The 26689-nt window shown below is 62.2% G+C and carries 18 protein-coding genes; 10 read left to right on the forward strand and 8 right to left on the reverse strand.

Features of this window, described 5'->3' with window-relative positions; all coding sequences use genetic code 11:
* Window positions 1-290 precede the first annotated feature (290 nt).
* From ACOZJV_RS11125 to ACOZJV_RS11145, 5 genes are all read right to left on the reverse strand, one after another.
* Window positions 291-794 (reverse strand): pentapeptide repeat-containing protein, encoded by a 504-nt coding sequence (locus tag ACOZJV_RS11125; RefSeq protein ID WP_421547637.1) that lies wholly within the window; start codon window positions 792-794, stop codon window positions 291-293.
* Window positions 791-7792: a DUF637 domain-containing protein gene (locus ACOZJV_RS11130; protein WP_421547638.1), complete on the reverse strand. Its 7002-nt coding sequence runs from the start codon at window positions 7790-7792 to the stop codon at window positions 791-793. The genes ACOZJV_RS11125 and ACOZJV_RS11130 overlap by 4 nt, the downstream gene beginning before the upstream one ends.
* 24 nt (window positions 7793-7816) lie before the next feature.
* Window positions 7817-9535, reverse strand: a complete 1719-nt coding sequence (locus tag ACOZJV_RS11135) for a ShlB/FhaC/HecB family hemolysin secretion/activation protein (RefSeq protein WP_421547639.1) — start codon at window positions 9533-9535, stop codon at window positions 7817-7819.
* Window positions 9536-9870: 335 nt separating this feature from the next.
* Window positions 9871-10191: an isochorismate lyase gene (locus ACOZJV_RS11140; RefSeq protein WP_078469364.1), complete on the reverse strand. Its 321-nt coding sequence runs from the start codon at window positions 10189-10191 to the stop codon at window positions 9871-9873.
* A gap of 23 nt (window positions 10192-10214) precedes the next feature.
* The gene (locus ACOZJV_RS11145) at window positions 10215-12239 is read right to left on the reverse strand and encodes a DKNYY domain-containing protein (RefSeq protein ID WP_421547640.1); all 2025 of its coding nucleotides are present in this window, start codon (window positions 12237-12239) and stop codon (window positions 10215-10217) included.
* Between the two features lie 174 nt (window positions 12240-12413).
* Here ACOZJV_RS11145 and ACOZJV_RS11150 point away from each other — a divergent pair, with 174 nt between their 5' ends.
* Window positions 12414-13370, forward strand: coding sequence for an alpha/beta fold hydrolase (locus ACOZJV_RS11150; RefSeq protein WP_421547641.1), 957 nt, complete (start codon window positions 12414-12416; stop codon window positions 13368-13370).
* 109 nt (window positions 13371-13479) lie between these two features.
* Window positions 13480-13890, forward strand: a complete 411-nt coding sequence (locus ACOZJV_RS11155) for a hypothetical protein (protein ID WP_078469361.1) — start codon at window positions 13480-13482, stop codon at window positions 13888-13890.
* A gap of 79 nt (window positions 13891-13969) precedes the next feature.
* Here the strand turns inward: ACOZJV_RS11155 and ACOZJV_RS11160 are convergent, their stop codons facing one another.
* The 3 genes from ACOZJV_RS11160 to gabP form a co-directional block, all read right to left on the reverse strand.
* Window positions 13970-14290, reverse strand: a complete 321-nt coding sequence (locus tag ACOZJV_RS11160; protein ID WP_020299573.1) for a hypothetical protein — start codon at window positions 14288-14290, stop codon at window positions 13970-13972.
* Between the two features lie 368 nt (window positions 14291-14658).
* Complete coding sequence (locus tag ACOZJV_RS11165) at window positions 14659-16680, reverse strand: DKNYY domain-containing protein (RefSeq protein WP_421547642.1); 2022 nt, start codon at window positions 16678-16680, stop codon at window positions 14659-14661.
* A gap of 168 nt (window positions 16681-16848) precedes the next feature.
* Window positions 16849-18240, reverse strand: a complete 1392-nt coding sequence (gene gabP, locus ACOZJV_RS11170; protein ID WP_201129038.1) for a GABA permease — start codon at window positions 18238-18240, stop codon at window positions 16849-16851.
* A 555-nt stretch (window positions 18241-18795) separates the two neighbouring features.
* Between gabP and ACOZJV_RS11175 the strand changes: the two genes are divergently transcribed.
* The 8 genes from ACOZJV_RS11175 to ACOZJV_RS11210 all read left to right on the forward strand — a co-directional run bounded on the left by ACOZJV_RS11175 (window position 18796) and on the right by ACOZJV_RS11210 (window position 26689).
* Complete coding sequence (locus tag ACOZJV_RS11175; protein ID WP_020299575.1) at window positions 18796-19569, forward strand: ABC transporter ATP-binding protein; 774 nt, start codon at window positions 18796-18798, stop codon at window positions 19567-19569.
* A gap of 13 nt (window positions 19570-19582) precedes the next feature.
* Entirely contained in the window at window positions 19583-20335 is a 753-nt protein-coding gene (locus ACOZJV_RS11180) for an ABC transporter substrate-binding protein (protein ID WP_020299576.1), read from the forward strand.
* A gap of 65 nt (window positions 20336-20400) precedes the next feature.
* Complete coding sequence (locus ACOZJV_RS11185; RefSeq protein ID WP_078469358.1) at window positions 20401-21093, forward strand: ABC transporter permease; 693 nt, start codon at window positions 20401-20403, stop codon at window positions 21091-21093.
* Window positions 21093-21782 (forward strand): ABC transporter permease, encoded by a 690-nt coding sequence (locus ACOZJV_RS11190; protein WP_421547643.1) that lies wholly within the window; start codon window positions 21093-21095, stop codon window positions 21780-21782. The genes ACOZJV_RS11185 and ACOZJV_RS11190 overlap by 1 nt, the downstream gene beginning before the upstream one ends.
* A 71-nt stretch (window positions 21783-21853) precedes the next feature.
* Window positions 21854-23065, forward strand: coding sequence for a methyltransferase (locus tag ACOZJV_RS11195; RefSeq protein ID WP_421547644.1), 1212 nt, complete (start codon window positions 21854-21856; stop codon window positions 23063-23065).
* 471 nt (window positions 23066-23536) lie between these two features.
* On the forward strand, window positions 23537-24628 hold the full coding sequence (locus ACOZJV_RS11200) for an ABC transporter ATP-binding protein (RefSeq protein WP_421547645.1): 1092 nt from the start codon (window positions 23537-23539) through the stop codon (window positions 24626-24628).
* A 101-nt stretch (window positions 24629-24729) separates the two neighbouring features.
* The gene (locus tag ACOZJV_RS11205) at window positions 24730-25842 is read left to right on the forward strand and encodes an ABC transporter substrate-binding protein (RefSeq protein WP_421547646.1); all 1113 of its coding nucleotides are present in this window, start codon (window positions 24730-24732) and stop codon (window positions 25840-25842) included.
* A 10-nt stretch (window positions 25843-25852) separates the two neighbouring features.
* Window positions 25853-26689: an ABC transporter permease gene (locus ACOZJV_RS11210; protein WP_078469353.1), complete on the forward strand. Its 837-nt coding sequence runs from the start codon at window positions 25853-25855 to the stop codon at window positions 26687-26689.

The following is a 26689-nucleotide window of genomic DNA, read 5'->3' on the forward strand; positions in this document are numbered from 1 at the left end:
GGAGGTTGATTATCTGCTTTTCTAATAAAATTGCTAAGTCGAGTTTGCATTTCAACTGCCTTTTGGGCATGTCCTGAATCGGATAGCAGTACTCCGGTCTGATTTTCGTATCTCAATGCATCAGCTAAGCCACCATTACCTACACAGGCACCGGTCTTATCTGCTCCGTAATACGATGTTAGAATTTTTTCTAGTTGTGGGCTATCCGCTTGCCTATACATCGGGCCGAGGCCGCCGCTAATGCCTTTTGCCGCATTTCTCTATGCCTGACCGCACCTACAGTCAGAAAACTACAACCGGGGACCAATGATACTTTTTTTCTTTAACAAACCATACTCATCGGGTTTGAAATTTCTTGGCCAGATAGTTGCACCATCATATAAAGCCCCCTGAAGCTTACACTTATCCAAACCGATGACACTGAAGTCCGCCCCAAACAACTCAGCGCCTCGAAAGTCCCCCCCCGTCACATTGGCATCTTTTAGATTAGCTAAGCTTAAGTCTACTTTAGCGAAGTCAGAATACATGAGTAACGATTCAGAAAGATCGCTCCCCCTCATTCTAGACCCCGTTAGTATCGCATTAACCAATGAAACATCTTTCATTTTTGCATTATTCAATACAGAAAAATAAAAAACAGAATTCCTTAAATCACAACCTGTAAAGTCGGCTTTACTGAAATCCAAATACTCAAATATCGCACGATGAAAATTAACACCTTTAAGATCCGCACCAACAAAACTTTCAATAGGAAGCTCTAGGCAGTCGCCCGTCTCAAACTTTATCGTAATCATCTTTTATCCCAGTCCAAAGGTGAAACTTCAAGACTTACGATTGGTCTTTTCTTAGTCGCTTTGTAGCCACTCAATACGCCAGGATCTACTGTAGGTTCTCTACCGAGGATTCTAGCAGCGATATATCGATGATTACCTTCCACAATCACATTGCCATCCATCTTAATTGCTGGAGCAACATCTCCCTTAAGGAGCCTGTCAACGTACCGTTGAATCATTGGTAGGGAAACGCCATCTTGCGCAATAATAGTTTTATCACCTCTCAATGCTTTCTGGATAATTTCTGGAGTGACCTCACTTCCTTTAGTTACAAGAGCGTCTCCTTTCGCAGCAGAACCAGTAACATCCGCGCCTTTTGCAAACCACCCCATCCTTCCTAATGCAGCCGCTACCCCTACACCCGTAAGCTCTCCGGCCATGAACATGGCCCACGCCTTAGTGAACTCAGTAGCCGGTTGAACCCCATCAAAACCCTGCCCTCTGGCGAGCTCCTGCTGTGCTTGGGCTGCAGCCTCCGCAGAGTATCCCTCTTTTTGCATGAACTCAGAGAGGGTGGTGGAGGCTTGTGCATACTCAGCCAGACCTGCTGGCACGTGCTCGCCGAAGTTGTATTGCGTGGCGTTCTGCGCCACCCAACCACCCTTCTCCATCGACTGCGCATCTGCATCCTTCTGCGAGGCCGCAGACAGCACACCGACGATCTGCGAGTTCATGGACAATAGCGTCTTATTGCCATTGACCAAATCGTTCAGGTAGCTGACCACCGCCTCGTTGATCCCTGCCGCCAACGCGCCAGTCCTGAAGTCCCCCCCGGTAGCCTTAGAAAGCAGGCCACCCACCATGGCATGGACAATGATTTTGGGCGGGTAACCTTCCGTTAGTTTGCCCTGGGTGAAATCCCCAACAGCATTGAAACTTGCTGCCGCCAGCGTGTTGAACAACGCCCCCTTCAGCGCATCACCAACGTCTCCGCCCTGCCCTAGCGCCTTGCTCAGCAGCGCGGAAGTTCCGCTCTGTAACGCTTGGTTGGCGGCAAACTGGCCCACTCCGCTCCAAGTGCTGAGCGCGCCAGGTGAGGTCACAATGGTGCCTGTCCCGGTGCCTGCCCCAACGGTGGTCTGGGTTGAGGTCCAACCATCAAACACGCCAGCGGTAAGCCCCGCCGTCACACCAGAAATCACGTAGCCTTTCAGCGCATTCGAAGAGGTAACGTCCTTAAAGACCGCCCCAAGGTTGCCGCCGTTATTGATAAAGCTGACAGTCGCATTGGTTGCCGCTCCCGAAGCCACCGCGCTGACTCCAGCACCAAAGGCCCCTGCTGCACCTGAACTGATTGTTCCAGCAGAAACCGCTGCACCGGTCGCGGTGCCCATGGCCCCCAGTACCGCCGGCCCGACTACCGCCGCCATCACAATCGCAATAATGATCTGCGACGCCGGCCCAAGCCCCGCGTTGCTGTACTTGAAGGAGTCGTGGATTTCCTTCACTTGGCGCCAGTCGACATCACCGCGTCGCTCGGCGTCCTTGAGCCACGCCAACTGTGGATCGGCGGCGACCATGGCGTCGATGGTCTGGCTGACGCTTTGCCGGTTGACCTGCCGCACATCAATCTGCAGGCCATCGACGGCCTTGATCACGATGTTGCCGGCCGCCACCATCTGGCTCTGGCGCAGGGTTTCGTCGGTATTGCCCTTGCCTTTGGAGGAGACCCAGAACGCGTTGTTGTTGGTCTTCTCGTGGCTCTCCTGATGCAGGTCCTTCACCCCTTCAAAGGCGATGGCTCCGCCGCTGTCGAGGAGGATGTCGCGGCCGCTGTCGAGCTTGGCCACTTGATAGGTTTGGTCGCCACCGCTCTTGAGGGTCAGGTCGCCGCCGGCCTTGATGGTGCTGCCCACCTTGGTGATGTCGGTGACTTCGTCGCGCTGGGTTTTCTTGCTGCCCCAACTGCCCTTTTTCTTCATGTCGTACAGCGAGTAATCGCTGTTTTCAGCGGCCAGCAGGTTGAGTTGCTGGCCGGCATGGACATAAGCCTCTTCACCCGCCTCGAGCGTGCTGGCCACCAGGGTGGCGTCGCGCCCGGCCAGCAGGTCGAGGTTGCCACCCGCGCTGAATTCGCTCGCGACTTGGCGAGTCTGGCTGTCGATGCTGTGGACTTTTTTCTGGCCCTTTTTGTAGCGGCTTTCTAGGGTGTGTTCGTCGGCGGCGGAGGCCAGGTTGATGTCCCGCGCAGCCTCGACACTCAGGTCCTGCCTGGCGCTGGCGCTGCTGGCCAGGGCGTTGATGTCGTTACCGGCCTTCAGCGTGAGGTTGCCCTCGGCACTGACGCTGGAGCCCAGCTGGGTCATGTGCTCTTCGCGGCGTATGCCGCGCCCCAACGCTTCGACGCTGAGGGTGCGGTCTTCGACGGCAAGCAGGTTGATGTCGTTGCCCGCGCTCAGGGTGGCGTCACCGCCACTGCTGATCCGCCCTGCGTTCACCAGATCCTGCGCTGCGTTCAGGGTCAGTTGCGAGCCGGCGCTGATCAGGCTGCCAGCGTCCACATGGGTCACGCTGCCGGCACCGACAGTCAGGGCGGTGGCTGTGCGATCGTTGACGATATGGCCGCTCAGGCTGGTGAGGTCGACCTTATCGGCACGAATCTCCCCGGCCAGGGCATTGCGGATGCTGCCCTGCGCCAGCAGGCTCAAGCGGTCGTTGGCTTGGACCAGCCCTCCCTGAAGGACGCTGCCACCGCTGATCAAGGTGAGGTCTTTGCTGGCGCGCAAGGTCCCCACGTTCTTCAGGTCAGCCCCGCTGATCAGGTTGACGTCACGCCCTTGAATCAGGCTGGCGCCGCGCAGGTTTCGAGAATCGACCTTGGCCAAGTACAGCACCGGGGCGAGTACCGATTCGCCGTCGACCAGCCGCTCTTCCATCCAGACGATGTCATGGGTCAGGGCCGCCACCTGCTCAGCCGTCAGGCCCACGCCGACACTCAAGCCCAGGGCGCTCTTGCTGCCGATGGCGTTATCCATCAGGTACTGGAACTGCTCGTAGTCGCTGCTCAGGCCATTGGCAAGGAAGCGCTGGCCGGTCTGGGCCCGCACGGCATCGGCGATCAGGCGGGTTTCATATTGCCCATCGCCCAGGCGCCGAGACGCTTCGCGAAAATCGTAATTGAGTTGGCCCAGCAGGTAGTCCGAACTCATGAACCGCTTGAGGTCGGTCAGTGCCGGATTGGTTTCGATCAGGTACTGACTCGCCGGGTTGCGGCTCTGGGTGAACAGGCCATATTCACCCTGGGGCAAACGGAAGGTCGGCAGCGAAGTCGGGTCGACGCTGACGAACGGCGCGTCGCTGAAGTCCTGTGGCACGAAGCTGACGTGGACGCTGCCATCGGCATTGACGACTTCAACCCGCTTCACGTCTTTCAACGGCCCCGGCGCGCCGGCCTGGGTGCCGAGAATCACCTCCTGGCCACCAGCGCCATAGGCCTGGCTGTCCAGGGTGGTTCCACGGAGTTGAGCGTCGCCCTGGGGGCTGAGGGTTCCGTTGACCAGTTCACCGCTGATGTTCAGGCTCAGCGTCGCGCCGGCTTGTACGGTGCCACTTTCAAGGGTGTTGGTGCCGGGGGTGAGGGTGCTGTTGCTGCTGTGAACCCCATATTGGGTGATCGAGACGGGGATCGGCGCCTGGTCTCCGGGAGCCAGACCGGCGTTCCAGGCGTTCCAGGCATTGGTCGCCGCTTCGGTCACGCGGTAGGCGCTTTGGCTCACGTCGCTGAGGAAGTAATTGACAGTCTCGACGCGGTTGTCGAGGGTCAGCCCCCGGTTGTAGAAGTTGGCCGCCGTGACGCTGAGGTTACGGTTGGCCGCCAGCAGGCTCTGGCCATTGGTGACGGTCACGGCCTCCAGCAACAGGTCGCGATTGGCCAGCAGGCGCGCAGCCGGCGAGTCCTTGAGAACGGAGCCCTCGTAGGTGGTGCGCACGATGTAGTAGCCGGAGTGGCGATCGCCCCGGCAGTCGATGCAGTTGATCAGAATGTTGCGGTTGGCCACGCTTTCGCCGGCTTCGAAGTCGGCCTTGGCGTTCTCCAGTTCACCGACCTTGAGTTGCAGGTCGCCTTCGCTTTCGATGCTGCCGGACAGGTTGCGCATTTCACGGGCACGGCCGCCGTCGACCGCAGCGAAGCTCAGGTTGCCTTTGCTGTAGAGATCGGCGTAGCGATTGAGCAGGCTGTTGGCGCGCAATTGCATATCGGCGCCGCTGAAGATCAAGCCGCCGGACTGGTTGCTGATGCCCTGGATGGCGGTAAGGCCAAGGAACTGTTGCGCGCCCAAGGTGCCGCGGTTGTCGATGCCCTGGGCGCGCACATTGAGTTGAGTGCCAGCGGTCAGGCGCCCCAGGTTGTCGAGCAGCCCGGTCAGGTTGACTTCGGCCTCGGCGGCACTGGCGATGCGCCCGCCCTCCTGGGTCAGGTTGGCGGCGTCGATACGCAGCGCTTTCTGGGTCGAGATCAAGCCCTGGTTGTTAAGGTCACCGGACAACGTCAGGACCAGGTCGCCATCGCTCAGCAGCTCGCCGGCGTTATTCAGGCTGACGGCTGCCAGGCTGAGGTTGCCGGCACTGGCGATACGGTCGCCGGCCATCAGGGAGATGCTGTTCAGGCCACTGACATCCAGTGCGCCGTTGAGGTGCCAGACACCGGCGCCATCGACCTGGGCGATATTCCAGGCGCCACTGCCCTGGCCGATCACCCGGCCCTGGGCACCGAACAGGCTGGCCGAACGCAGGCCGAACGAGCCGCTGCCCGCGTGTTCGATCTGCCCGCCAACGTTGTGCAGGGTCCCGGCTTGCAGGCCAAAGTCGCGGCTGCCAATAGCGATGCGTCCGCTGCGGTTGTCCAGTTCGCCGCCGAGCTGGATACGACTCAGCTCACCCAGGTAGGCAATCAGCCGGCCGCCGGCACTGTTGTCCAGACGCTGCCCCTCGATCAGCAGGTGCTGGCTGGCCTCGATCAATCCGCCCTGGTTGTTCAGTCGCGCCACGCTCAGTTGCAAATGGCCGTCCAGGCTGGCGAGGTGGCCTGCGCGATTGTCGGCTTCGTCGGCGGTCAGGCTCAGGCTGCTGGCGCTGATACTGCCCTGCCGATTGTCCAGGTGCTCCAGCTCGAGCTGCGCATGACTGCCCCCGGCAATGACCTGGCCCTGCTGGTTGTGCAAGTACGCACTGCCCAGTTTCAAGCCGTTGCTGCCCGCCAGCAGTTGGCCGCCGTCGCGGTTATCAATCGCGGTCTTGGCCTGGACCTGCAGGCCGCTGCCGAGCACTTGGCCGCCCTGGTTGTCCAGGCCTCCCTGGGTGGCGGTGACCTGGACGTGCTCGCCAACCATCACGCCACCACGGTTGTCGAGGCTGGCCGCCGAGAGCTCCATGTCCCCGGCCGAGGCTTGCAGGCGCCCCTGTTGATTGTCGAGCGCCTGCTCCACCGTCGCACTCAGGCGACCGGCCTCGGCCACGATGTGGCCCTGCTCACTGTTGTCCAGACTCTTGGCGTCCAGGGTGACCTGCTTGCCGAGCATCACGCCGTTGCGGTTGAGCATGGCCCCACCGTCCAGGCGCAGCTTGCTTTCGGCTTGCAGCGTGCCGCCACGGTTGTCCAGTTGCTCGCGGGCGCTCACCTTGGTCTCGCCGGTACTGGCGCCGATCAGGCCATTGCGGTTGTCGAGGCGGGTGGCACTGAGCTGGACCTGGGCACCGATCAGCTTGCCGTCGCGGTTGTCCAGCGTCTGCTCGGTGCCGATATCGAGCTGGCGCGTGGCGATGACCTGCCCGGCGTTGCGCAGGTGCTGCGCGGTGATCTGCACATCGCCGCGCGAATTGCGGCTGTTGTCGGTATTGACCCCGGCCTCGATGGCGCCGAGGTTGGTCAGTTGCCCGTTACTGGCCAGCATTACCTTGCCGCCAGCGGCGATGCTCTTGTGGCTGAACAGTTCGTCGCGGGTGTTGATGTCCAGGTCGCCGCCGGCATACAACGCCTCGTCGGCCCGCAGGCTCTGGGCCTTGACGCTCAGCGCCGCCGTGGCGGCGGTGGTGGCCATTGTCAGGTTACCGTCAACATCAATCTGGATATCGCCGGCGCTGGCGGCCATTTCCCCCGAGAGTTTGACGCCAACTCCTTGCTCGGTGCCCACCAGCTTGATCGCCCCGGCGTACATGCCGCCCAAGGCACTGCTGTCGATGGCCAACTGCGGCGCCGGGGAGCCGCCTGGCGCCAGGGCCGTGACGGCCAGGCTGCTGGCGTCCACCTCGTTGCGCCCGGCGATGACGTTGAGTTTTTTTGCATGGAGCTTGGCGTTGATCTTGGCCGAACGCGTGATCAGGTCGAACTGGTTGAGGTTGCTGGCTTTGGCGCCGGCACCCTCGATGGCGATATCCCCGCCATCGACCGTGAAACGGTCCAGGCGGCCCTGGTCGACGACCGGCTTGCCCGTGGTCAGTGTGGCCTGGGGGGTGTTGATGAAGCCGCAACCGTCGCACGTAATGCCGTAAGGGTTGGCGATGATCACCCGTGCGGCCTGCCCGGCCACTTCGGTGTAGCCCTTGAGCTGCGTGCAGTTGTTGCTGGTGACCTCGTTGAGGATGGTGGTCGCGGATTGACCTTGAAGGTGGCTGTTGCCGAGGATGATTCCGCCCAACTGGGTGCTCTGGGTCCGGTCGATCGCGTTGTTGAGGATCAGGCCCTGGCTACCGACGTTGTAGTGCTCGAACGTGTTATGCGACAGGCCATTGCTATTGGGCTTGGCAATGTTGATGACCGGGACGCCGTTGGCCGCCGCACCGAGGCTGCCACCGCCGCCATTGATGGCAATGCCCTCGGCCTGGACCAGCAAGGGTTGCCAGACCATCGCGTTGGCCAGAATCAGCGCCAGGCCGCGCCTGGCCAAGCCTCGAAAACCCTCGAGAGTGTGCAGTCGGGTCGCAGGTCTGCAGGTCGCGGTGGCCTGTTGCGTAACGTCCATATCACGTAATCCTTGGCACATCATTCAAAGAAAAAATTCAAGGCGAAAGTAGATCGGCGCCTCGCTTTCGCTGAGCGCCGTGGGGCGCTTGAGCGAGTGGGCAAACGTCAGGCTGGCGCCCATGTGCTGACCCCGGCCAAAGAGCTCAAGGGCATTGCTCGACACCTGGCCGTTTTGCCCGGCACTGTGGGCGTCGTGGCGAACAACGCCCTGGTCGTAGGCCACACCGAGCCCGTATTGCTGAACCCACGGTCGCAGCCAGGTGCTATCGACCTGGCGGGTCCAGCGCAGGTCGTTGCGCCAGTAGCCACCACTGTCGCCCGAGAGAAATTGCTCTTTGTAGCCACGCACCGCCGACTGCCCGGTGAGGCTGATGCGCTGGCTGTTGTAGAGCAGGTCTTCACTGCGCTGACCGGTGGCCAGGCTGCTGAACGCCCAGTCCTCACCCCACAACTTGAACGGTTGCAGGTAACTCAAGGTCGCCGTGTATTTGCGGTAGCGGGCGGTTGGCGTGGTGCTTGCGGCGTGCTTGTCGGACATCGCATCCAGGGCGCCGAAGCCTTGCTGCATGCCCAATTCCAGGTTGCCGAAGGCGCTGCCCAACACCCGACCATGGCTAAAGCCGAACTGGGCTTCGGTGATGCGCTGAGTGCCGTTGCGCAGCGGGCTGTCTTCGATATAGCTGACCGTTCGCAGATGACTGAGGCCGGCGCTCAAAGCCGTCTTGCCTTGGGCGTCACGGTGAATCACGCGCTCGACGAGTCCTTGATGGGTCTGGCTTTCACCGCTGTACTTGAAATCGAAACCGGCACCTTGTCCACGGGTACGGTATTCACTGTCGCTGTAGCTGTAGCTGAAGTTCCACCAGCCCCAGGGCAGGTTGTAATTGAGAGAGTTGCTGGCGGAACGGCGCTGGTGATCGCTGACGGCATCCTCGCTGCGTCGCAGGTTCAACTGGTCCGCGAGCCCGAGCGGGCTGTCCCAGCCCAACCCAAGGTTCCACTGTTGTTCACCGGTGCTTTTCTGGCCGTTGTTATGCCGGGCCAACGCGGCACGCCAAGGCTGTTGCGGCTGGTTGCTCAGCAGCACCTGGCTGCCACCCACCGCCTCGCCAGGCATCAGCTCCATGGTGGCGCGGTTGGAAGGCAGCCGGTTGAGTTGGTCGAGCAATTGTTCGACCTGCCGCAGATTCAGGAGCTGGCCTTCGTGCCCGGGAAAGGCCATGGCTATTTCCCGTTGGGACAGCTGGCTGCCCGGGGCCAGGTTCACCTGTTCCAGGCGGCCTTCCACCACCTGCACCCGCAAAATGCCGCTGCCCAGATGCTGCGGCGGCAGGTAGGCACGACTGGTCACAAAGCCCTGTTGGAGGTAGTGATCGGTGATGACCTGAAGCAACTGGTTGAGCTGCGCCATGCCCAGGCACTGGCCGTTATAGGGCGCCAGCAAGCGCGCCTGCTGGGCGGCGGACAACTGCTCGGCGCCCTGCAAATCGACCTGGCGAATGGCAAAACAACGAGGGTCGCCAACGACTTCGGGCGCATCGGGTGTTGGCGTTTTACCCGGCAGCTCCCTGAGTTCTTCAAGGCGCCGTTGCTGCTCTTCCAGCAAGCGGTTCTGGCGGTCGCGGATCAGCTCCTGATCGCCCGGATTGGTCGCGGCCAAGGCCGCATCCGGTACAGCAGAAAACCAGAGCAGGCACACAAACGCGACGCGCAAGCGGTTCGCGAGGGAGGGTCCGTACATGTTCAATCCTTTGATAAGGCACTGCAGTCCATGCAGAAAGCACGATGATGCTAAATGGCCATCATTCTGGCGTCAATTAACCGTTGCATGGCTCCCGACCGGCGGCGCATGCACGCGTTCTTTGAGGCGTGAGGATGCTAGGCCCATGCTCCGCACGTGCACATAAGACCATTCTTAATTTATTGCAGACTTCTGAAAGCCTGCTTAGGGAACGCAAAAGCCCACCGCTCCACCCCCTATTGCGTGCTCTGTCGAGCCCCTGAAGGGCTCGCAGACAACTACCGGGGAGCGGAGCGGTGGGCTTCTAGCCTCAGCGTGCGCCTAAGCTGATCGACTCAAACCGCAGGCTGCGCCGCCTGCCAATGCTGCAGCTCTTGCTCGATAAAATGTGTGACCAGGTCGCTGTACATTTTCTCGATGGCGTCCGGGCTCAGGCCCTCGGCCTGGGCCCATTCGCGGCGGGTGGCAAGCATCGCCTTGAAGCGTTCCGGAGCGCGCACCGAGGTGGCCGAAGTCTTGAACTTCGAGGCCGCCAGCACGTACTGGAAACGTTGGCCCAGCAGCTGGATGACGCTCTGATCCAGGCGGTCGATTTCCCGGCGGATATCGTCCATGCCCTGGCATTCCTGGGGTTGCAGCGTGTTTGTCGCGTCCATGTGTGCAGTCCTTTGGTGAGTGATTATTTCGACGTTTCGCCGGCCTTGGCCAAGGCTTGCCGGTACTCGTCTTCGCTGGTTTCAGTCAGGCCCAGGTCGCGCTCGTAGCGATAGAACGTTCGTTTGTCCCGGGCAAATTTGCCGTCGAGAAACTCCAGGGTCGGTAGGTCGATACGCTTGGCGCTCTGCGGGCGGCGGCCGCAGAACAGTTTGCGGGTCCCCAGTTGCAGAAACTCCGGGTGCGGCACCGACACTTCGTCCATGGTGAATTCCACATCCAGCGGTTTGCCGGCCCACGACATCAGTTCGGGGCTGAAGGCATAGCTGCCCAAAAAGCGCGTGGTCGCCGGGTTGAGGTGCTTTTTTATTTCGCCGTAGCAGTACACCGCCGACGCGTCCCTGGCCCAGCCGTGGCTGAAGGTTTCGAAGGTGGCGAGATCGGCTTTGCGCAGCAGTTCCGGCAGGTGGTAGTGATTCCAGTACTTGAACACAGCCTTGCCATCGGTGATGTACGCCTCATCCAGGAACCGGAAACACTCTACAGGCTGGGCCGAAAAACGCTCGGCGGTCATGTTGGCCTTCGAATAGAAGTCAACGCGGTACAGGCCATTGACATCGCCGCACAGGATTTCGTTGAACAATCTGAAGCTGGCCGCGTCCAGGCCTTCGATCTTATTCCCCTGGAAGTAGACACTGCGCCCCAGGCTGAAGCCCTGGCCGATATCCCGCAGGTTGGCGGGGTCCTCCTCTGCTTCAGGCTGTTCACGTTGCGCCTGCATGCGGTGCCACCAGTAATCCTGTCGCTCGGGGTGCGCGGCAAAGTACGGCGCCCACTGTTCGAACATCGCGTTATTAAGCACTCCGCCAGAGTTCAGCGGGCCATGCCGGTCGCCCACCAGCACCGGTGCGTATTCGTCCTCGCCGCGGTACAGCTTGGCCACCACCAGGCTATCCACCTCCAGCTCCAGCGGCTGCTTGCCCAGATAGGCGCGCTGCTGATCGCAGTAATGGTTGAAGCCCAGGGAGCGAAAACTCGGGCCGTGAGCGCCGCGCAATCGGGTGCCGGCAGCGTAGACATGTTGCTCGTCCACGGCAAAATAGCGGTCGTCGCTTTCCGTGCTCGCCACCAGTCGCCCGCTGGCGTCGAACTGCGGGTACTGCTCCTTCACCAGGCGGAACTCGCCGACGTTGCGGATGGTTCTGCCGGTGATGTAATAGGCGCGCCGGGCGTCCTTGGCGTAGCGCTCGTTGAGCACGGTGAAGCTTTCGAGGTCGACGTCATCGATGCTGTAGAAGTATTCGTAGCTCGCACTCGAACCCTGCTGCGCCTGGACGATGATCGACTGGCCATCGCTGAACCAGCGGCCATTGACCCGATGGAAACCCTCCGGATTGGCAATCGGCAGCAGGCTGCCGTCCTTCCGGTGCAAGGGCTTGAAACCACAGCAGACCTGGCCATTGACCAACCGATAGCCCGCGCTGTTGGTCGCTCGTACCTGATCGCCAGCACTGGCTACACGACTGCCACTGAGGAAGAGGTTGACCCCATCGCTGTACAGCGGCGACGCCACGGCGCCTTCAGGCAGGTCCTGCTCCAGCAGGGCAAACTCGGCATGCCGCACGCCCTGCACCGCATGCACGGTGTAGTCGTGAAAGTAGTAGAGGGTCAGACGGTCGCGCCAATAGCGATTACCCAGGCTGTGCAGCGGCTCGCGGAACTGGAACGGCAAGGCCTGCAACACCTGAAAGCCGCGGCGTCCGTCGTATGCCGGCAACCGGTAGAAAACCCAGCGGGCATCGGCCAGCAGATGGGGCTGGCGGCGATGGCGCCAAACCGGCTGCCCGGGGATCAGCGGCGTCGGCCAACACTGTTGGGCGATGGCTTCTTCGACCACCGTTTTGGGCGCCTTGCCCTGGGGGCTGATCAGGGTGTAGGTGTCACGAACCTGGGCATCACCCAGCAGCTCACCCTCCAGAAATGCAAAGCCCTGATGCCACTCAAGCTCCAGTGGTTCCCAATCGGCAAGATCCCTTTCCAGCAATTCCATGTGCGGCGTTCCGAGGTGATAGAGGCGCCGATTATCGTGATCGGCCGGGGGCGAGTAAAGTTGCCCGAGGCAGGGCGGCCCGGTTATTAATGGGCGCACTAAAAAGAGCCGAACGCTGCCACTCGCCCTTTCGACGGCCCGCAGCGGACCCAGCCCCAACCAGGAACACCTGCCATGACCGTGCAGTCCCCCTTGCCCGAGCCCATCGCCCGGCAGACCGCCAGCCCCGGTGGCGAAGCCTTCCATGAACGGGCCGCAGACGGCGTGCGCCTCGGTGGCTTTACCTGGCGCCATGCGCGCCACGAGCCGCAGCGCCCGGTGGTGATCATCAACGCCGCGACCTCGGTGCGTTGCCGACATTACTTTCGCTTCGCCGATTACCTGTTCGCCCACGGCCTGGATGTGATCGTCTATGACTACCGGGGCATCGGCGAGTCGCGCCCGGCCTCGTTGCGCGGGTTCAAGGCGTCGTGGTCGGATTGGGGCGCGCTGGATTTCGAGGCCATGCTGCAACGTGCACAGCGCGAGTTCCCCGGGCAGCCGATCGATGTGGTCGGCCACAGCTTCGGCGGCTGCGCGGTGGGGCTGGCGGCGTCGAGCGCGCTGATCCGGCGCGTGGTGACGGTTGGCGCGCAGTTCGCCTACTGGCGCGACTACGCCGCCGCAACCCGCTGGCGCATGCTGCTCAAATGGCACCTGGCGATGCCGCTGCTCACCGCCGTCTGCGGTTACTTCCCCGGCAAGCGCCTGGGTTGGCTGGAAGACACCCCCTCCGGCGTGGTGCGCGACTGGGCCACCCCCAGCGCTCGCTACCAGGGTCGGCCCAGCGGGCGGGCGCTGCTGGAGACGACGGGAGGGCTGCCCTTTGCGCGGGTCACGGCGCAGATCCTGGCCATCAGCATCAGCGATGACCCCTACGGCACGGTGCCGGCCATCGAGCGCCTGCTGGCGTATTTCGAGGCCGGCGATTGTCACCATCGGCGTCTCACACCCGAAGACATCGGCGAACAGCAGGTCGGGCATTTCGCGTTTTTTCGCAGCCACTACCAGGCCCGGTTGTGGCCGCTGGCCCTGGCCTGGTTGCAGCACGCCGAGCTGCCGGCCGACGCGCCGGGACGCTGGCTCGATTGACCCGGGCCCGGGGACAAGGGTGCCGGCCCGCTCATTTACTGGCATCCTGTGTCGCCTGATTGTCGGCTCCAACCGCCGCTCCCCCCTTTTGTCACCAGGTAAGAAGCCCATGGCATCTGCAAACAAACAACACAAACGTGCCACCCGGGCCAAAGCCAAGGCCAAGCAGAACCGCAGCCAGCGCGCCGGCGCCAGCAGCGCGGTGGAACTGGACCCCAACGATGACCGCCTGGACTTCGAGTCGGTGGACCTGACCGAACTGTTCAAGAAAATGCGCGACGCCGAGCAGACCAGCCAACTGGCCCTGTGCAGCGCCTTTTTGCAGGACCCGCTGCTGGAACTGGTGTTCGAGCAGGAAGGCGAAGACGGCGCCACCGATTTCATCCTCGCGGCGCTGATCGAGTACCGCCAGTGGTCCACTGAAGCCGATGAGGCCGCCGCCCTGGCCTGGATCGAGTCACCGGCCTTCCAGGCCGACTACGTAGCCGCCTCCCAGGCCCTGCTGGACGCCGCCCAGTAGCCTGTCTGAGGCCTAAAAAAAACGGGCGCTTCCATGACTGGAGGCGCCCGTTTTTTTGGTCTGGCTAAAAGCCCGTGGCTTATGCCGCTTCCAGCTTCGGGATTTCCATACCGATGTTGGCGCTGGCGTAGCTCAGGTCGCCGCTGGCGATGGACTGGGCCTTGAAGCCGGAGCCGATCAGGTCTTTGAGGTACAGCTTGTTGTAGATGAACATGAACACCAGGTTGCTCAGGCCGAACGTGAACATGGCCAGCAGGAACATGATGGCTGCCCATTTCCAGTCGGCGCGGAACAGTGCCGGGATGAAGCCGAAGAAGAACACGGTCCAGGAGAAACCAACTGGCGCTTCCTTGATGGCTCCGGTGTTCGGGTTTTTGAAGATGATTTTAGTGAACGCCATGCGCGTCTCCTTGCCGCCCTTTTTTAGGGGACCAATGGCCGGGCGATCACCATTGAACCCTGAATGCTCATTCTTCGAGCCGGGACTGCCGGGCATGCCGAAGGCAGGCGCTGACACTCAGGAACCATGGCAAGTACGCAGGGATCAAGGGAGAGAGGCAGAAGACGGATTCAGGTCCCCGACAAGCATTCAATCCCTTGCTATACCGCGCTATTCCATAGCTCCTCTCACGCTGGCACGCAAGAGCTCTTATCGAAGAGCGCGCAGGCTACTATTTCGCCAGCGAGCTGTCCATGAAACACCATGCAACAAGTCACCTATCCGATAAAAAAGACCACCATCAATGCTGACAGCAGCCCTTTTGCCGCTCAAACAGCCAGATTTTCAGCGTCTCCGGCCGAGGCCTTCATCGTTGCCTGGCGATACTGCTCGGCACTGATTTCACTGAGCGCCGCGTAGCCGTCGTACTCGAAAAAACGCTGCTTGTCCCGGGCATAGCGGTCCGCGAGAAACTCCAGACTGGCCAGGTCGATGCGTTTGGCACTCACCGGGCGCCGGCCACAAAACAGCTTGCGCGTGCCCAACTGCAAGAAATCCGGATGGGGAACCTTCACTTCTTCCGGGCTGAATTCCACCTCCAGCGCCTTGCCTGCGGAAAACATCTGCGTCGAGGTGAAGGCGTAACTGCCCATGAAGCGCGTGTGGGCCGGGTCGAGGTTCCTTTTTCTTTCGCTGTAGTAGTACACCGCGCCCTTATCCCTGGCCCAGCCATGCCCGCAGGACTCGAAGCTGGCCTGATCCGCTTTAGCCAGCGGCTCAGGCGCCTGATAAAAGATCCGGTGGCAAAAAATCCTCTGCCCATCTGTCAGATAGGGCCCACCCAGGTCACGGTAATGATCGGCGGAGGCTGAAGAAAATCGCTCCGGCACCTTGGTTTCGGCACGATGAAAGGGGATCAGGTACAAGCCGTTGGCGTCACCGCACAGGTGTGTGCCCAGCAATTTGAAACTGGCGGCATCCAGACCATTGATGGCGCGACCCTGAAAGTGCACCTGGTGCCCCAGCTCAAACCCCAAGCCGATGGAACGCAGGGCTTGGGTGGTTGACGCGGATGGCGCCTGCAGGCGGTGCCACCAGTAGCCCTGCAACTGCGGATGAGCCTCGAAGAACGCGGACCACGCTTGCAGCATGGCGTCATCGATCAGCCCATCCGAACCGAGCGGGCCGTGCTTGTCCCCCACCAGCACGGGCGAATAGTTGCATTCGCCGCGATCCGGCTGGGTCACCACAAAGCTATCTACATCCACATCCAGCGGTTTGCTGCGCCTGTAGGCACGATGCCGGTCAGCGTAGTAGTCGAATCCCAGGTGGCGAAAGCTCGGACCATCGGCACCCCGCAGACGGGTGCCATTGCGGTAGACGAACTGGTCATCCACGGCAATGTACGGGTCCGCCTTTTCACTCTGGCTCAAGACTCGACCACCGGCATCGAACACCGACTCAACGCGGTTCAGCAGGCGAAAGTCGCCGACATAACGCAGGGTTTTTCCGGTCAGGTAGTAGGCCCGCCGTGCGTCCTTGGCATAGCGCTCGTTGAGCACGCTGAACGTCGCCAGGTCGACATTATCGATGCGGTAGAAATACTCGTAGGCAACGCTAGAGCCCTGCTGCGCCTGGACGATCACCGAGTGCCCGTCCGTGCCCCAGCGCCAGGCCAGCATCTGAAAGCCGTGCGGATTGGCAATCGGCAACGGCGAACCGTCCTTCTGGTGCAGCACAGCGCCGCCCCGGCAGACCTGGCCGCCGATCACTTGATAAGCCGGATGGTTGGTGCCGCGGACCTGCTGCTCAGCGCTGGCGATCGCCCGGGCGCCGAGGAAGACCTTGAGCCCGTCACTGAACAGCACCGCGCCCGAAGGCCAGTTCTCTGGCACCGGGTGCAGAAGCGTCAGGCGCTCATGCTGCGCGCCTTCGATCACCGCGAGCCCGTAGTCGTGACAGAAGTAGGCGCGGTCGTGATCGCGCCAATGGTCATGGCCCAGGCTCTGCAAGCCACGGCCCACCCGCACCGGCAAGACTTGCAAAGGGTGATAGCCGTAACGCTCGACGTAGCGGGGCAAGGCATAGTAGTCCGCCCGGGCATCACGTAGCAGATGCCGGTGGATACGGTGCCGCCAGAGGGGTTCATCCGCCACCAGGGGTGAAACCGGGAATTGCTCGGCCGCCGCCTGACGCGCCTGCTCAGCCGCTGTCTGCCCCTCATGGAGCATGAGGTAGACATCCCGGGCCCTCTCCTCCACCAGCAGCGCGCCCTCCACGAAGGCAAACCCTTGATGCCATTCAAGGTCGAGCATTTCCCATTCGGCAGAATCCATATCCAGTTGCTTCATCGCCCTATCCCAAGCTGACCGAGCGAGGGATTATCAACAGGCCTCCTGCGTGGGTAAAGCGACTGTCTGCCAAACCACCGGCAAGAACGCGCAACGCTGCGCTCGGAGATGAAAAAGGCCGCGGTCATTTCTGAGCGCGGCCTTTTCAGCGGGTAGTGGGCTCAGCCGTCAGCTCAGCACCGGCGGACCAGCGCGCTCGATCCGACGGCGCCGCGCTACCAGCAGGCCCGCGGCAATCACCAGCAGGCTCAGCAAACCGGTGGCGAGAATCTCCACGCGGTGCTCTTCCTGGAACAGCATGATCGCCAGGACGCCGATGATGAACACGATCACCGCGTAGGTCAGGCCCGGGAACAGCCACATGCGGAAGGCGATTTTCTCGCCCGCAGCCATGCGTTTCTGGCGCATGCGCAGTTGCGACACGGCAATCACCAGGTACACCAGCAGGGCGATGGCGCCGGAGCTGGCCAGCAGGAAATCGAACACCGCCGCCGGCGCCACGTAGTTGGCAAATACCGCGAGGAACGCTGCTGCCGTCGACAGCAATACGGCCCAGTACGGGGTGCCGCTTTTATTGGTGCGCTTGGCCACGGCCGGTGCATCGCCACGCTTGCCCAGGGAGAAGAGCATGCGCGAAGCGGTGTAGAGCGCCGAGTTCAGGCAGCTGGTCACGGCGACCAGGACCACCAGGTCGACGATCAGCTTGGCGTTGGGGATGCCCATGCGGTCGAGCACGGTCTGGTAGGAACCCACCTTGGCCAGGGCCGGATCGTTCCACGGCACCAGGGCCACGACGATAAAGATCGACACCAGGTAGAACAGGCCGATCCGCCAGATCACCGAGTTGGTGGCCTTGGAGATCTGCTGCCCCGGGTTCTTCGACTCGGCGGCCGCGATGGTGACGATCTCGGTGCCCATGAAGGAGAACATGGTGGTCAGCATCGCCGCCAACACCGCGCCCATGCCGTTGGGCAGGAAGCCCTGAGTGTCAAACAGGTGGGACACGCCACTGACTTGGCTGCCCGGCAACCAGCCGAAGATCGCCAGCAGGCCCAGGATCACGAAGCCGATGATGGCCACGACCTTGATCAGGGCGAACCAGAACTCGAACTCGCCGTAGTTCTTCACGCTGAACAGGTTGGTCGCGGTCAGCAACAGGGTGATGACCAGGGTAAAGACCCAGATCGCGATGCCGGGGAACCAGGCATGGAGGATGGTCGCGGCGGCGTTGGCTTCCAGCGGAATCACCAATACCCAGAACCACCAGTACAACCAGCCGATGGTGAAACCGGCCCAGTGCCCGATGGCGCGGTCGGCGTAGGTCGAAAAGGAACCGGTATCCGGTGAGGCCACGGCCATCTCGGCCAGCATGCGCATGACCAGCACCACCAGGGTACCGGCGGCGGCATAGGCCAGGAGCACGGCGGGGCCGGCTTCGGCGATGGCATGGCCGGAGCCGACAAACAGCCCGGCGCCGATGACGCCGGCAATCGACAGCATGGTGACATGCCGCGGTTTGAGCCCCTGTTCGAGGTCATTGGAGAGTTGCGTACCGCTCATTTAAAGCACCTTTGCAACGAAAATAGATTCACTGCGCCCGGTCTGCATTCCTTCTCGTAAAAAGAATCCAACAGGGCGTTGTTTATTTATTACGCAAGAATTGCGCCAAAATGTTACAGGATCCCCAACGGCGCGGGCTGCAAGCCCGACCGGCGGATCATCGCAAGTCATTGAGTTTGATAGCAATTAGCCACAGCGTTACCGAGAGACCCACTTTGTAGGACGAAACGGCGCACCAGAAACACACCCCAAAACGGCGTTGCGCCCAATTAAGGTGCGGATCCATGACCTTTGGCCCCTTGACGCTTCCAACACCCGGCCAAAGCTGGCACCATCGCGCCTTTTTTTACGCGACGCCCACCACGAACCGGGTTCAAACAGGCGTTCGGTTGTTGATGGCGCGACAGTCTGCTGTGCTGATGCGACAACCTGCCGCACACCTTCTGTTTACCCCCCGTGGCGCTGTTGGCTGTGATTGAAACCCTATGCTAGCTTGGCGCCTCGCCAGGAAGGCGGCCAACAGCAGGAGCGCAATGAACCCAATGAGGACCGCACATGGCTGAGGCCACGCCCGCGCTTGAAATCCGCAACTTGCATAAACGCTACGGCTCGCTGGAGGTGCTCAAGGGCGTCTCGCTGACCGCACGCGACGGCGACGTGATCTCGATCCTGGGCTCCTCCGGTTCTGGCAAGTCCACCTTCCTGCGCTGCATCAACCTGCTGGAAAACCCGCACCAGGGCCAGATCCTGGTCGCCGGTGAAGAACTCAAGCTCAAGCCCGCCAAAAATGGCGAACTGGTTGCCGCCGACGGCAAGCAGATCAACCGCCTGCGCAGCGAAATCGGTTTCGTGTTCCAGAACTTCAACCTCTGGCCGCACATGAGCGTGCTCGACAACATTATCGAGGCTCCGCGCCGGGTCCTCGGCCAGAGCAAGGCCGAAGCCATCGAAGTGGCCGAGGCGCTGCTGGCCAAGGTCGGCATCGGCGACAAGCGCCACGCCTACCCGTCCCAGCTCTCCGGTGGCCAGCAGCAACGCGCGGCCATTGCCCGCACCCTGGCCATGGCGCCCAAGGTCATTCTGTTCGATGAACCGACCTCGGCCCTGGACCCGGAAATGGTCCAGGAAGTGCTGGCCGTGATCCGCGCCCTGGCCGAAGAAGGCCGTACCATGCTGCTGGTGACCCATGAGATGGGCTTTGCCCGCCAGGTTTCCAGTGAAGTGGTATTCCTGCACCAGGGTCTGGTAGAAGAGCAAGGATCGCCACAGCAGGTCTTCGATAACCCGCTTTCGGCGCGCTGCAAACAATTCATGTCCAGCAACCGCTAACGGAGCTACACGCATGCAGAGCTATAAAAAAATCCTCCTGGCCGCTGCCGTCACCCTGGCCTTCAGCGCCACGGCTGCCGCCGAGACCCTGAAAATGGGGATCGAAGCCGCCTACCCGCCGTTCAACAATAAAGATGCGAGCGGCCAGGTCGTCGGCTTCGACAAAGACATCGGCGACGCCCTGTGCGCCAAGATGAAAGTCGAATGCACCGTGGTCACCTCCGACTGGGACGGCATCATTCCGGCCCTGAACGCCAAGAAGTTCGACTTCCTGATCTCCTCGCTGTCGATCACCGACGAGCGCAAGCAGGCGGTGGATTTCACCGACCCGTACTACTCGAACAAACTGCAGTTCATTGCCCCTAAAGCCAAAACCGAGTTCAAGACCGACAAGGCCTCGCTCAAGGGCAAGATCATCGGCGCACAACGGGCGACCCTGGCCGGCACCTGGCTGGAAGACAACCTGGGCGACGACATCACCATCAAGCTCTATGACACCCAGGAAAACGCCTACCTGGACCTGACCTCCGGCCGCCTGGACGCGATCCTGGCCGACAAGTACGTCAACTACGAGTGGCTCAAGAGCGATGCCGGCAAGCCTTACGAGTTCAAGGGCGACCCGGTTGAAGAAAGCGACAAGATCGGGATTGCCGTGCGCAAGAAAGATCCACTGCGCGAGAAGCTGAACGCCGCCCTGAAGGAAATCGTGGCCGACGGCACGTACAAGAAGATCAACGACAAGTACTTCCCGTTCAGCATCTATTGATACTGACTTGCCTGACCGGCGCTCGCCCCCTGGGCGCCGGTCCTTAGCAAAGCCATCCAGAACCCATGAATATCGATCTCTACGGATTCGGCCCGGCGCTCGCCGCCGGCGCGCTGATGACCGTCAAGCTGGCCCTCTCGGCGTTGTGCCTGGGGCTGGTACTCGGTCTGCTCGGCGCCTTGGCCAAGACTTCCCCGTACAAGCCGCTGCGCTGGCTTGGCGAAACCTATTCGACCATCGTGCGCGGCGTCCCGGAACTGCTGTGGGTGCTGCTGATGTACTACGGCACGGTGAATATGATGAGCGCGCTGGGTGAGTATTTCGGCAACCCCGATCTGGCCCTCAGCCCGTTTCTCGCCGGGGTCATCGCCCTCGGTCTGTGCTTTGGTGCCTATGCCACGGAAGTGTTCCGCGGCGCGATCCTGGCCATCCCCAAGGGTCACCGCGAGGCGGGCACCGCCCTGGGCCTTTCAAAGTTTCGGATTTTCACCCGGCTGATCCTGCCGCAGATGTGGCGCATCGCCCTGCCGGGCCTGGGCAACCTGTTCATGATCCTGATGAAGGACACCGCGCTGGTGTCGGTGATCGGCCTTGAAGAAATCATGCGCCACGCGCAGAACGCCGTGACCTTCGCCAAGCACCCGTTCACCTTCTTCATGGTCGCGGCCTTCATGTATCTGGGCCTGACCGTGCTGGCCATGACCGGCATGCACTTCCTGGAAAAACGCGCCGCCCGCGGCTTTGTGAGGACGACGTAATGGAATGGGAAGTCATCTACAAATGGCTGCCGAAGTTCATCCAGGGCGCGACGCTGACCCTGGAGCTGGTGGGCATCGCCGTGATTCTCGGCCTGCTGCTGGCCATCCCCCTGGGCATCACCCGCTCGTCCAAGCTGTGGTACGTGCGCGCCCTGCCTTATGCCTACATCTTTTTCTTTCGCGGCACGCCGCTGCTGGTGCAGCTATTTCTGGTGTATTACGGCCTGGCGCAGTTCGATGCGGTGCGCGAGAGCTTCATGTGGCCGTACCTGCGTGACCCGTTCTGGTGTGCCACCGCCACCATGACCCTGCACACCGCGGCCTATATTGCCGAGATCCTGCGCGGCGCGATCCAGGCCATTCCGCCCGGCGAGATCGAAGCCGCGCGGGCCCTGGGCATGTCCAAGCCCAAGGCGCTGTTCTATATCATCCTGCCCCGTGCCGCACGCATCGGCCTGCCGGCCTACAGCAACGAAGTGATCCTGATGCTCAAGGCCAGTTCCCTGGCCAGTACCGTGACCCTGTTGGAACTGACCGGTATGGCGCGCACCATCATTGCCCGCAACTACCTGACGGTGGATATGTTCTTCACCGCCGGGGTGTTCTACCTGTTGATGTCGTTCATGCTGGTCCAGGCATTCCGCCAACTGGAACGCTGGCTGCGGGTCGACGCCTGCCAGGGTCGCTGAAGCGCCACCCGCTCTGCTGATCGCTATCGGCAGAGCGGGCGCATACCCCGCCCCACTTCGCCGAGCCGCCCATGCCCACCGCCCTCCACGGCCCCGAACTGCAGCCCCGCTTCCAGGCCCTGGAGCGTTTTCTGCTGGCGCACCAGGCGCTGTGGCGTCCCCGCCCGTTCACGCACCTGCACCTGCCTTGGGAAGCCCAGTATCCCGAGCTGGCGCACTGGCTGCGCGGGCGCTCCCTGGACGACGCCGAGGCCAGCCATACCCACCTGCAGACCCTGGATGCGCCGGCACCCTTCCCGGCTCTGGCCGACGAGGCCCTGGCCCTGAGTGACCTGGGCGAGCTGCCCGAACACCCGGTGCCGCCGGCCCGGCAACGCCTGAACGTGGACGTGCCCGGGCGCAAATGGCAGCAACTGGAAGCCTTTGCCAGCCGCCTGCAATTTTCTGCAACGCCCAGCCACTGGCTGGACTGGTGCGCGGGCAAGGGCCACCTGGGCCGGCGCCTGCTGCAACCGGGGCAACAGCTGACCTGCCTGGAGTACGACCCGGCGCTGATCGCCAGCGGCCAGCAACTGAGCCAGCACCATCAGCTGAGCGCCACCCATGTGCAGCAGGATGTATTGGCCGCCGACGCGACCTCGCGCCTCAAACCCGAACACACCCCGGTGGCGCTGCATGCCTGCGGCGATCTGCATGTACGCCTGATGCAACTGGCTAGCAGCGCCGGTTGCCGGCAACTGGCGATTGCCCCGTGCTGCTACAACCGTATCCAGACCCCACACTACGTGCCGCTGTCGACCAGCGCCCAGGGGTCGGCATTGCGCCTGTCCCTCGACGACCTGGCACTGCCCATGAGTGAAACCGTGACCGCCGGCGCCCGGGTCCGGCGCCAGCGTGATACCTCCATGGCCCGGCGCCTGGGGTTCGACCTGCTGCAACGCCGCCTGCGCGCCAGCGACCAGTACCTGCCCACTCCGTCGCTGCCCAGCAGTTGGCTGGACAAACCCTTCGCCGAGTATTGCCGCGACCTGGCGGCGCTCAAGGGTTTGGCCATCACCGGCAACCCGGACTGGCCGGCCCTGGAAGCCGCCGGCTGGCAGCGCCTGGCCCAGGTGCGCAACCTGGAATTGCTCCGCGGTTTGTTTCGGCGGCCACTGGAACTGTGGCTGGTGCTGGATCGCGGACTGTTTCTGCAAGAACAGGGCTACCAGGTACGCCTGGGCCTGTTCTGCCAGGCGCCGCTGACGCCCCGCAATCTGATGTTGCTTGCCGAGCGCGCCTGAACCGCCCCAGCCTGTGGATAACTCTGTTGATGGAATATCCACGACACCTGTAAAACCATGGCCCAGGGGCCATCCTCAGCGCTGGTCATTTTTTGTTCACACAATAAAATATCGGAAAAACAGCCAGTTGCGAGCTAATGAGAACAGCTTCACAAAATTCCGCAGACGGGGCTCGCGGCAGTCGTCGATTGTGCATAAGCCCAGCGGCCCAAGGGCATAAGGCCAGCCATTCAAGGTCCCCGCAGCAGCTTTGAGCCAGGGCCTTCGACCGGCTTTTAGCGGCTTTGAACAGCGGCGGCGAGGCACCGGGGCAAGCGCCCTCGCGCCTGCTTTTTTGTTCGATATTCCTCACCAATGCGGCGAAAAATATTCCATTGATGTAGCAATCCTTTTGACAATAATGGGCCTACGCCTGCCTGAGCCCACAACAAAAACCTCAGATGCCAGACAGGCCAAAGGGAGAACTTCGTCGTGTCCAGCAATCCCTCTATTCAGCTCAGCGCCCAAGGCATCAGCCAGTACTACGGCAAATTCACCGCCCTTGATGCGATCAACCTGGATGTTCGCCAAGGCGAATTCCTGACCCTGCTCGGACCTTCCGGCTCGGGCAAAACCACCCTGCTGATGATCCTCGCCGGCTTTCTCAGCCCCAGCGCCGGCAAGCTGCTGGAGCATGGCGTGGACATCAGCCAGCGGCCGGCCGAGAAGCGCAACTACGGCATGGTGTTCCAAGGTTATGCACTGTTCCCGCACATGAGCGTGGCCGACAACGTCGCCTATCCGCTGCGCATTCGCGGGGTCAAGGCCGAGGAGCGCCAGCGCCGGGTCAAGCACATCATTGAAGTGGTCGGCCTCGGCGCCCACCTCGACAAGAAACCCTCGGAGCTTTCCGGCGGCCAGCAGCAGCGCGTCGCCATCGCCCGCGCCCTGGTGTTCGAACCGGACATGCTGCTGCTCGACGAACCCCTGTCGGCCCTCGATAAAAACCTGCGCGAACAGCTGCAAACCGAATTGCAGCGCATCCACCGCCAGGTCGGCACCAGCTTCGTATTCGTCACCCACGACCAGGGCGAAGCCCTGGCACTGTCGACGCGGATCGCCATTTTCAACCAGGGCCGCCTGGCCCAGGTCGATACCCCGCAAGTCATCTATGACCGGCCCAACAGCCGCTTCGTCGCCGAGTTCCTGGGCAAGATGAACCTCTTCCCGCTGCAGGACGTGGCACGCCATGGCAGCCAGGCCAGTGGTCGCTGCGGCGACAGCCAACTGCACGCCGCCGCGCCCCAGACCCTGGGCAGTCAGGCGCAGTTGCTGGCCGTGCGCCCCGAGCACATGACCCTGCACACCCAGCGCCCGGAAGCCGGCAGCGGCAACGTGCTGCCGGCCTATCTGGGCGACCGGGTGTACCAGGGCGCCAGCACCCACCTGGCGCTCAACGTCAGCGCGGACCAGGCACCGATCAACCTGTCGGTGCCGGGCGACCACCCGGGCGCGCGACTGCCCAGCGGCACCCCGGTGTGGCTCAGTTGGCCGGTGCAGCACGGGTTCCTGCTGGACGCCTGAACCAGGGCGGGTTTCGCCCAGCGCCGCACCATCACAGCTCTCCCCAAAACAACAATCGGCCGCACCCGCTGAAGGGTGCCGGCCCAGCGAGGACTTGCCCCATGAGCCAGGACCATCAGCGCGACAGCATTCAGATCCTGATCGACAAAGCCCGCACCGGGCAGATCGACCGCCGCAGTTTCATCCAGGCCATGGGGTTGCTCGCGGCCCTGCCGCTGGCCATGCGCAGCGGCATCAGCTGGGCAGCGGACAAGCCGCTGGTGGTGGTCAACTGGGGCGGCGATGCGCTGGATGCGTTTCGCAAGGCCTGGACCGACAGCTTCACCCGCAACACCGGGATCGCGGTGCGCATCGACGGCGCCGGGCCGACCGAGGGCGCCATCCGCTCGCAACTGGCCAGCGGCCGCCCCAGCTGGGACGTGGTCGATGTCGACAGTTACAGCGCCATGACCCTGGGCCGTGACCAGGTCCTGCAACCCCTGGACTACAGCGTGGTGCAGCGCGACCTGGTGGCGCCGGAGCTGTCCCACGAACACGGGATCGCCGGTTATCTGTTCAGCTACGTGATTGCCTGGGACAGCCAGAAATTCGGCGATAACGGACCGAAGAACTGGGCCGATTTCTGGAACGTGGAAAAATTTCCCGGCAAGCGCACCCTCTACAAATGGATGAACGGCATGCTCGAAGCGGCGCTGCTGGCCGACGGCGTAGCGGCGCATCAGCTGTACCCGCTGGACGTGCCCCGGGCGTTGCGCAAAATCGACGAACTCAAGCCCCACGTCCTGTCGTTCTGGGGGTCGGGCGCGGAAAGCCAGCAGTTGATGATCGAGGGCGAAGCCTCGGTCGGCGCCATCTGGCACACCCGCGCCACCCTGCTCGCCGAAGACAGCGAAAACCGCATCAAGTGGAGCTTCGACAACGCCTTTATCAGCGCCAGCAGTTGGGGCGTGCTCAAGGACAACCCAGCCGGGCGGCCGGCGGCCATGCAGTTCATCCAGCACGCGTTGCAGCCGGCAGGCCAGCTCACACTGTTCGAAAGCCTGGGCAACGGCCCGTCCAACCCGGCCACCCAGCAGTTGATGAGCGCCGAGCAGCGCGAGCGCAACTGCGCCTCCGAGGAGAACCTGAAGAAGCAGATCTTCCTCGACACCCAGTGGTACGCCGACCACTACGCCAGCACCCTGGAACAGTACCTGACCCACCTGTCCAAGTGAGCCGTCGACCATGAGTGCAACCCGAACCGCTCGCCTGGAACGCAACCTGCTGCTGTTCCCCCTGCCGCTGCTGCTGGTGGTGTTTTACCTGCTGCCGTTTTTCGGCGTGGTCGGCTGGAGCTTCACCCTGCCCGAACCCGGCCTCGACCAGTACCAACGCATCGCCACCGACCCGGCGATCCACGACATGCTCTGGCGCACCTTGCGCCTGTGCCTGACGGTCAGCGTGCTGGCGCTGCTGATCGGCTACCTGCTGGCCTATTGCTGGGTGTTCAGCCCGCCGTTCTGGCAGCGGGTGGTGGAAATCTGCGTGTTTATCCCGTTCTGGATCTCGGTGCTGGTGCGGGCCTTTGGCTGGCTGATCGCCCTGCGCAGCAACGGTGTGGTCAACGACAGCCTGATGGCCCTGGGGCTGGTGGATCACCCGCTGCAACTGACCCGCAACGAACTGGGGGTGGTGATCGGCATGCTCCACTTCATGATTCCCTATGCCTTGTTTCCACTGCTGTCGAGCATGCGCCAGCTCGACCAGCGCGTGCTCCTGGCTTCGCGCGGGCTCGGCGCCAGCGCCTTGCGCACCTTCTGGCAGGTGCTGTTGCCGCAGACCCTGCCCGGGCTGCTGGGGGCCTTCATCATGGTCTTTGTGTTCTGCCTGGGCTTTTTCATCACCCCGGTGCTGCTCGGTGGCGGGCAGACCGTGATGATTGCCGAATACGTGTTCCTGCAAATGTTCCAGACCAGCAACTGGGGCCTGGGCGCGGCGCTCAGCCTGGTGCTGCTGGCCCTGGTCAGCGCGCTGATCTGGCTGCTGCTGCGCATCACCCGCGTCAACCGACTGGTGAGCTGA

Origin of the sequence: Pseudomonas sp. QD4 (assembly GCF_049199125.1) — a bacterium.
Lineage (GTDB): Bacteria > Pseudomonadota > Gammaproteobacteria > Pseudomonadales > Pseudomonadaceae > Aquipseudomonas.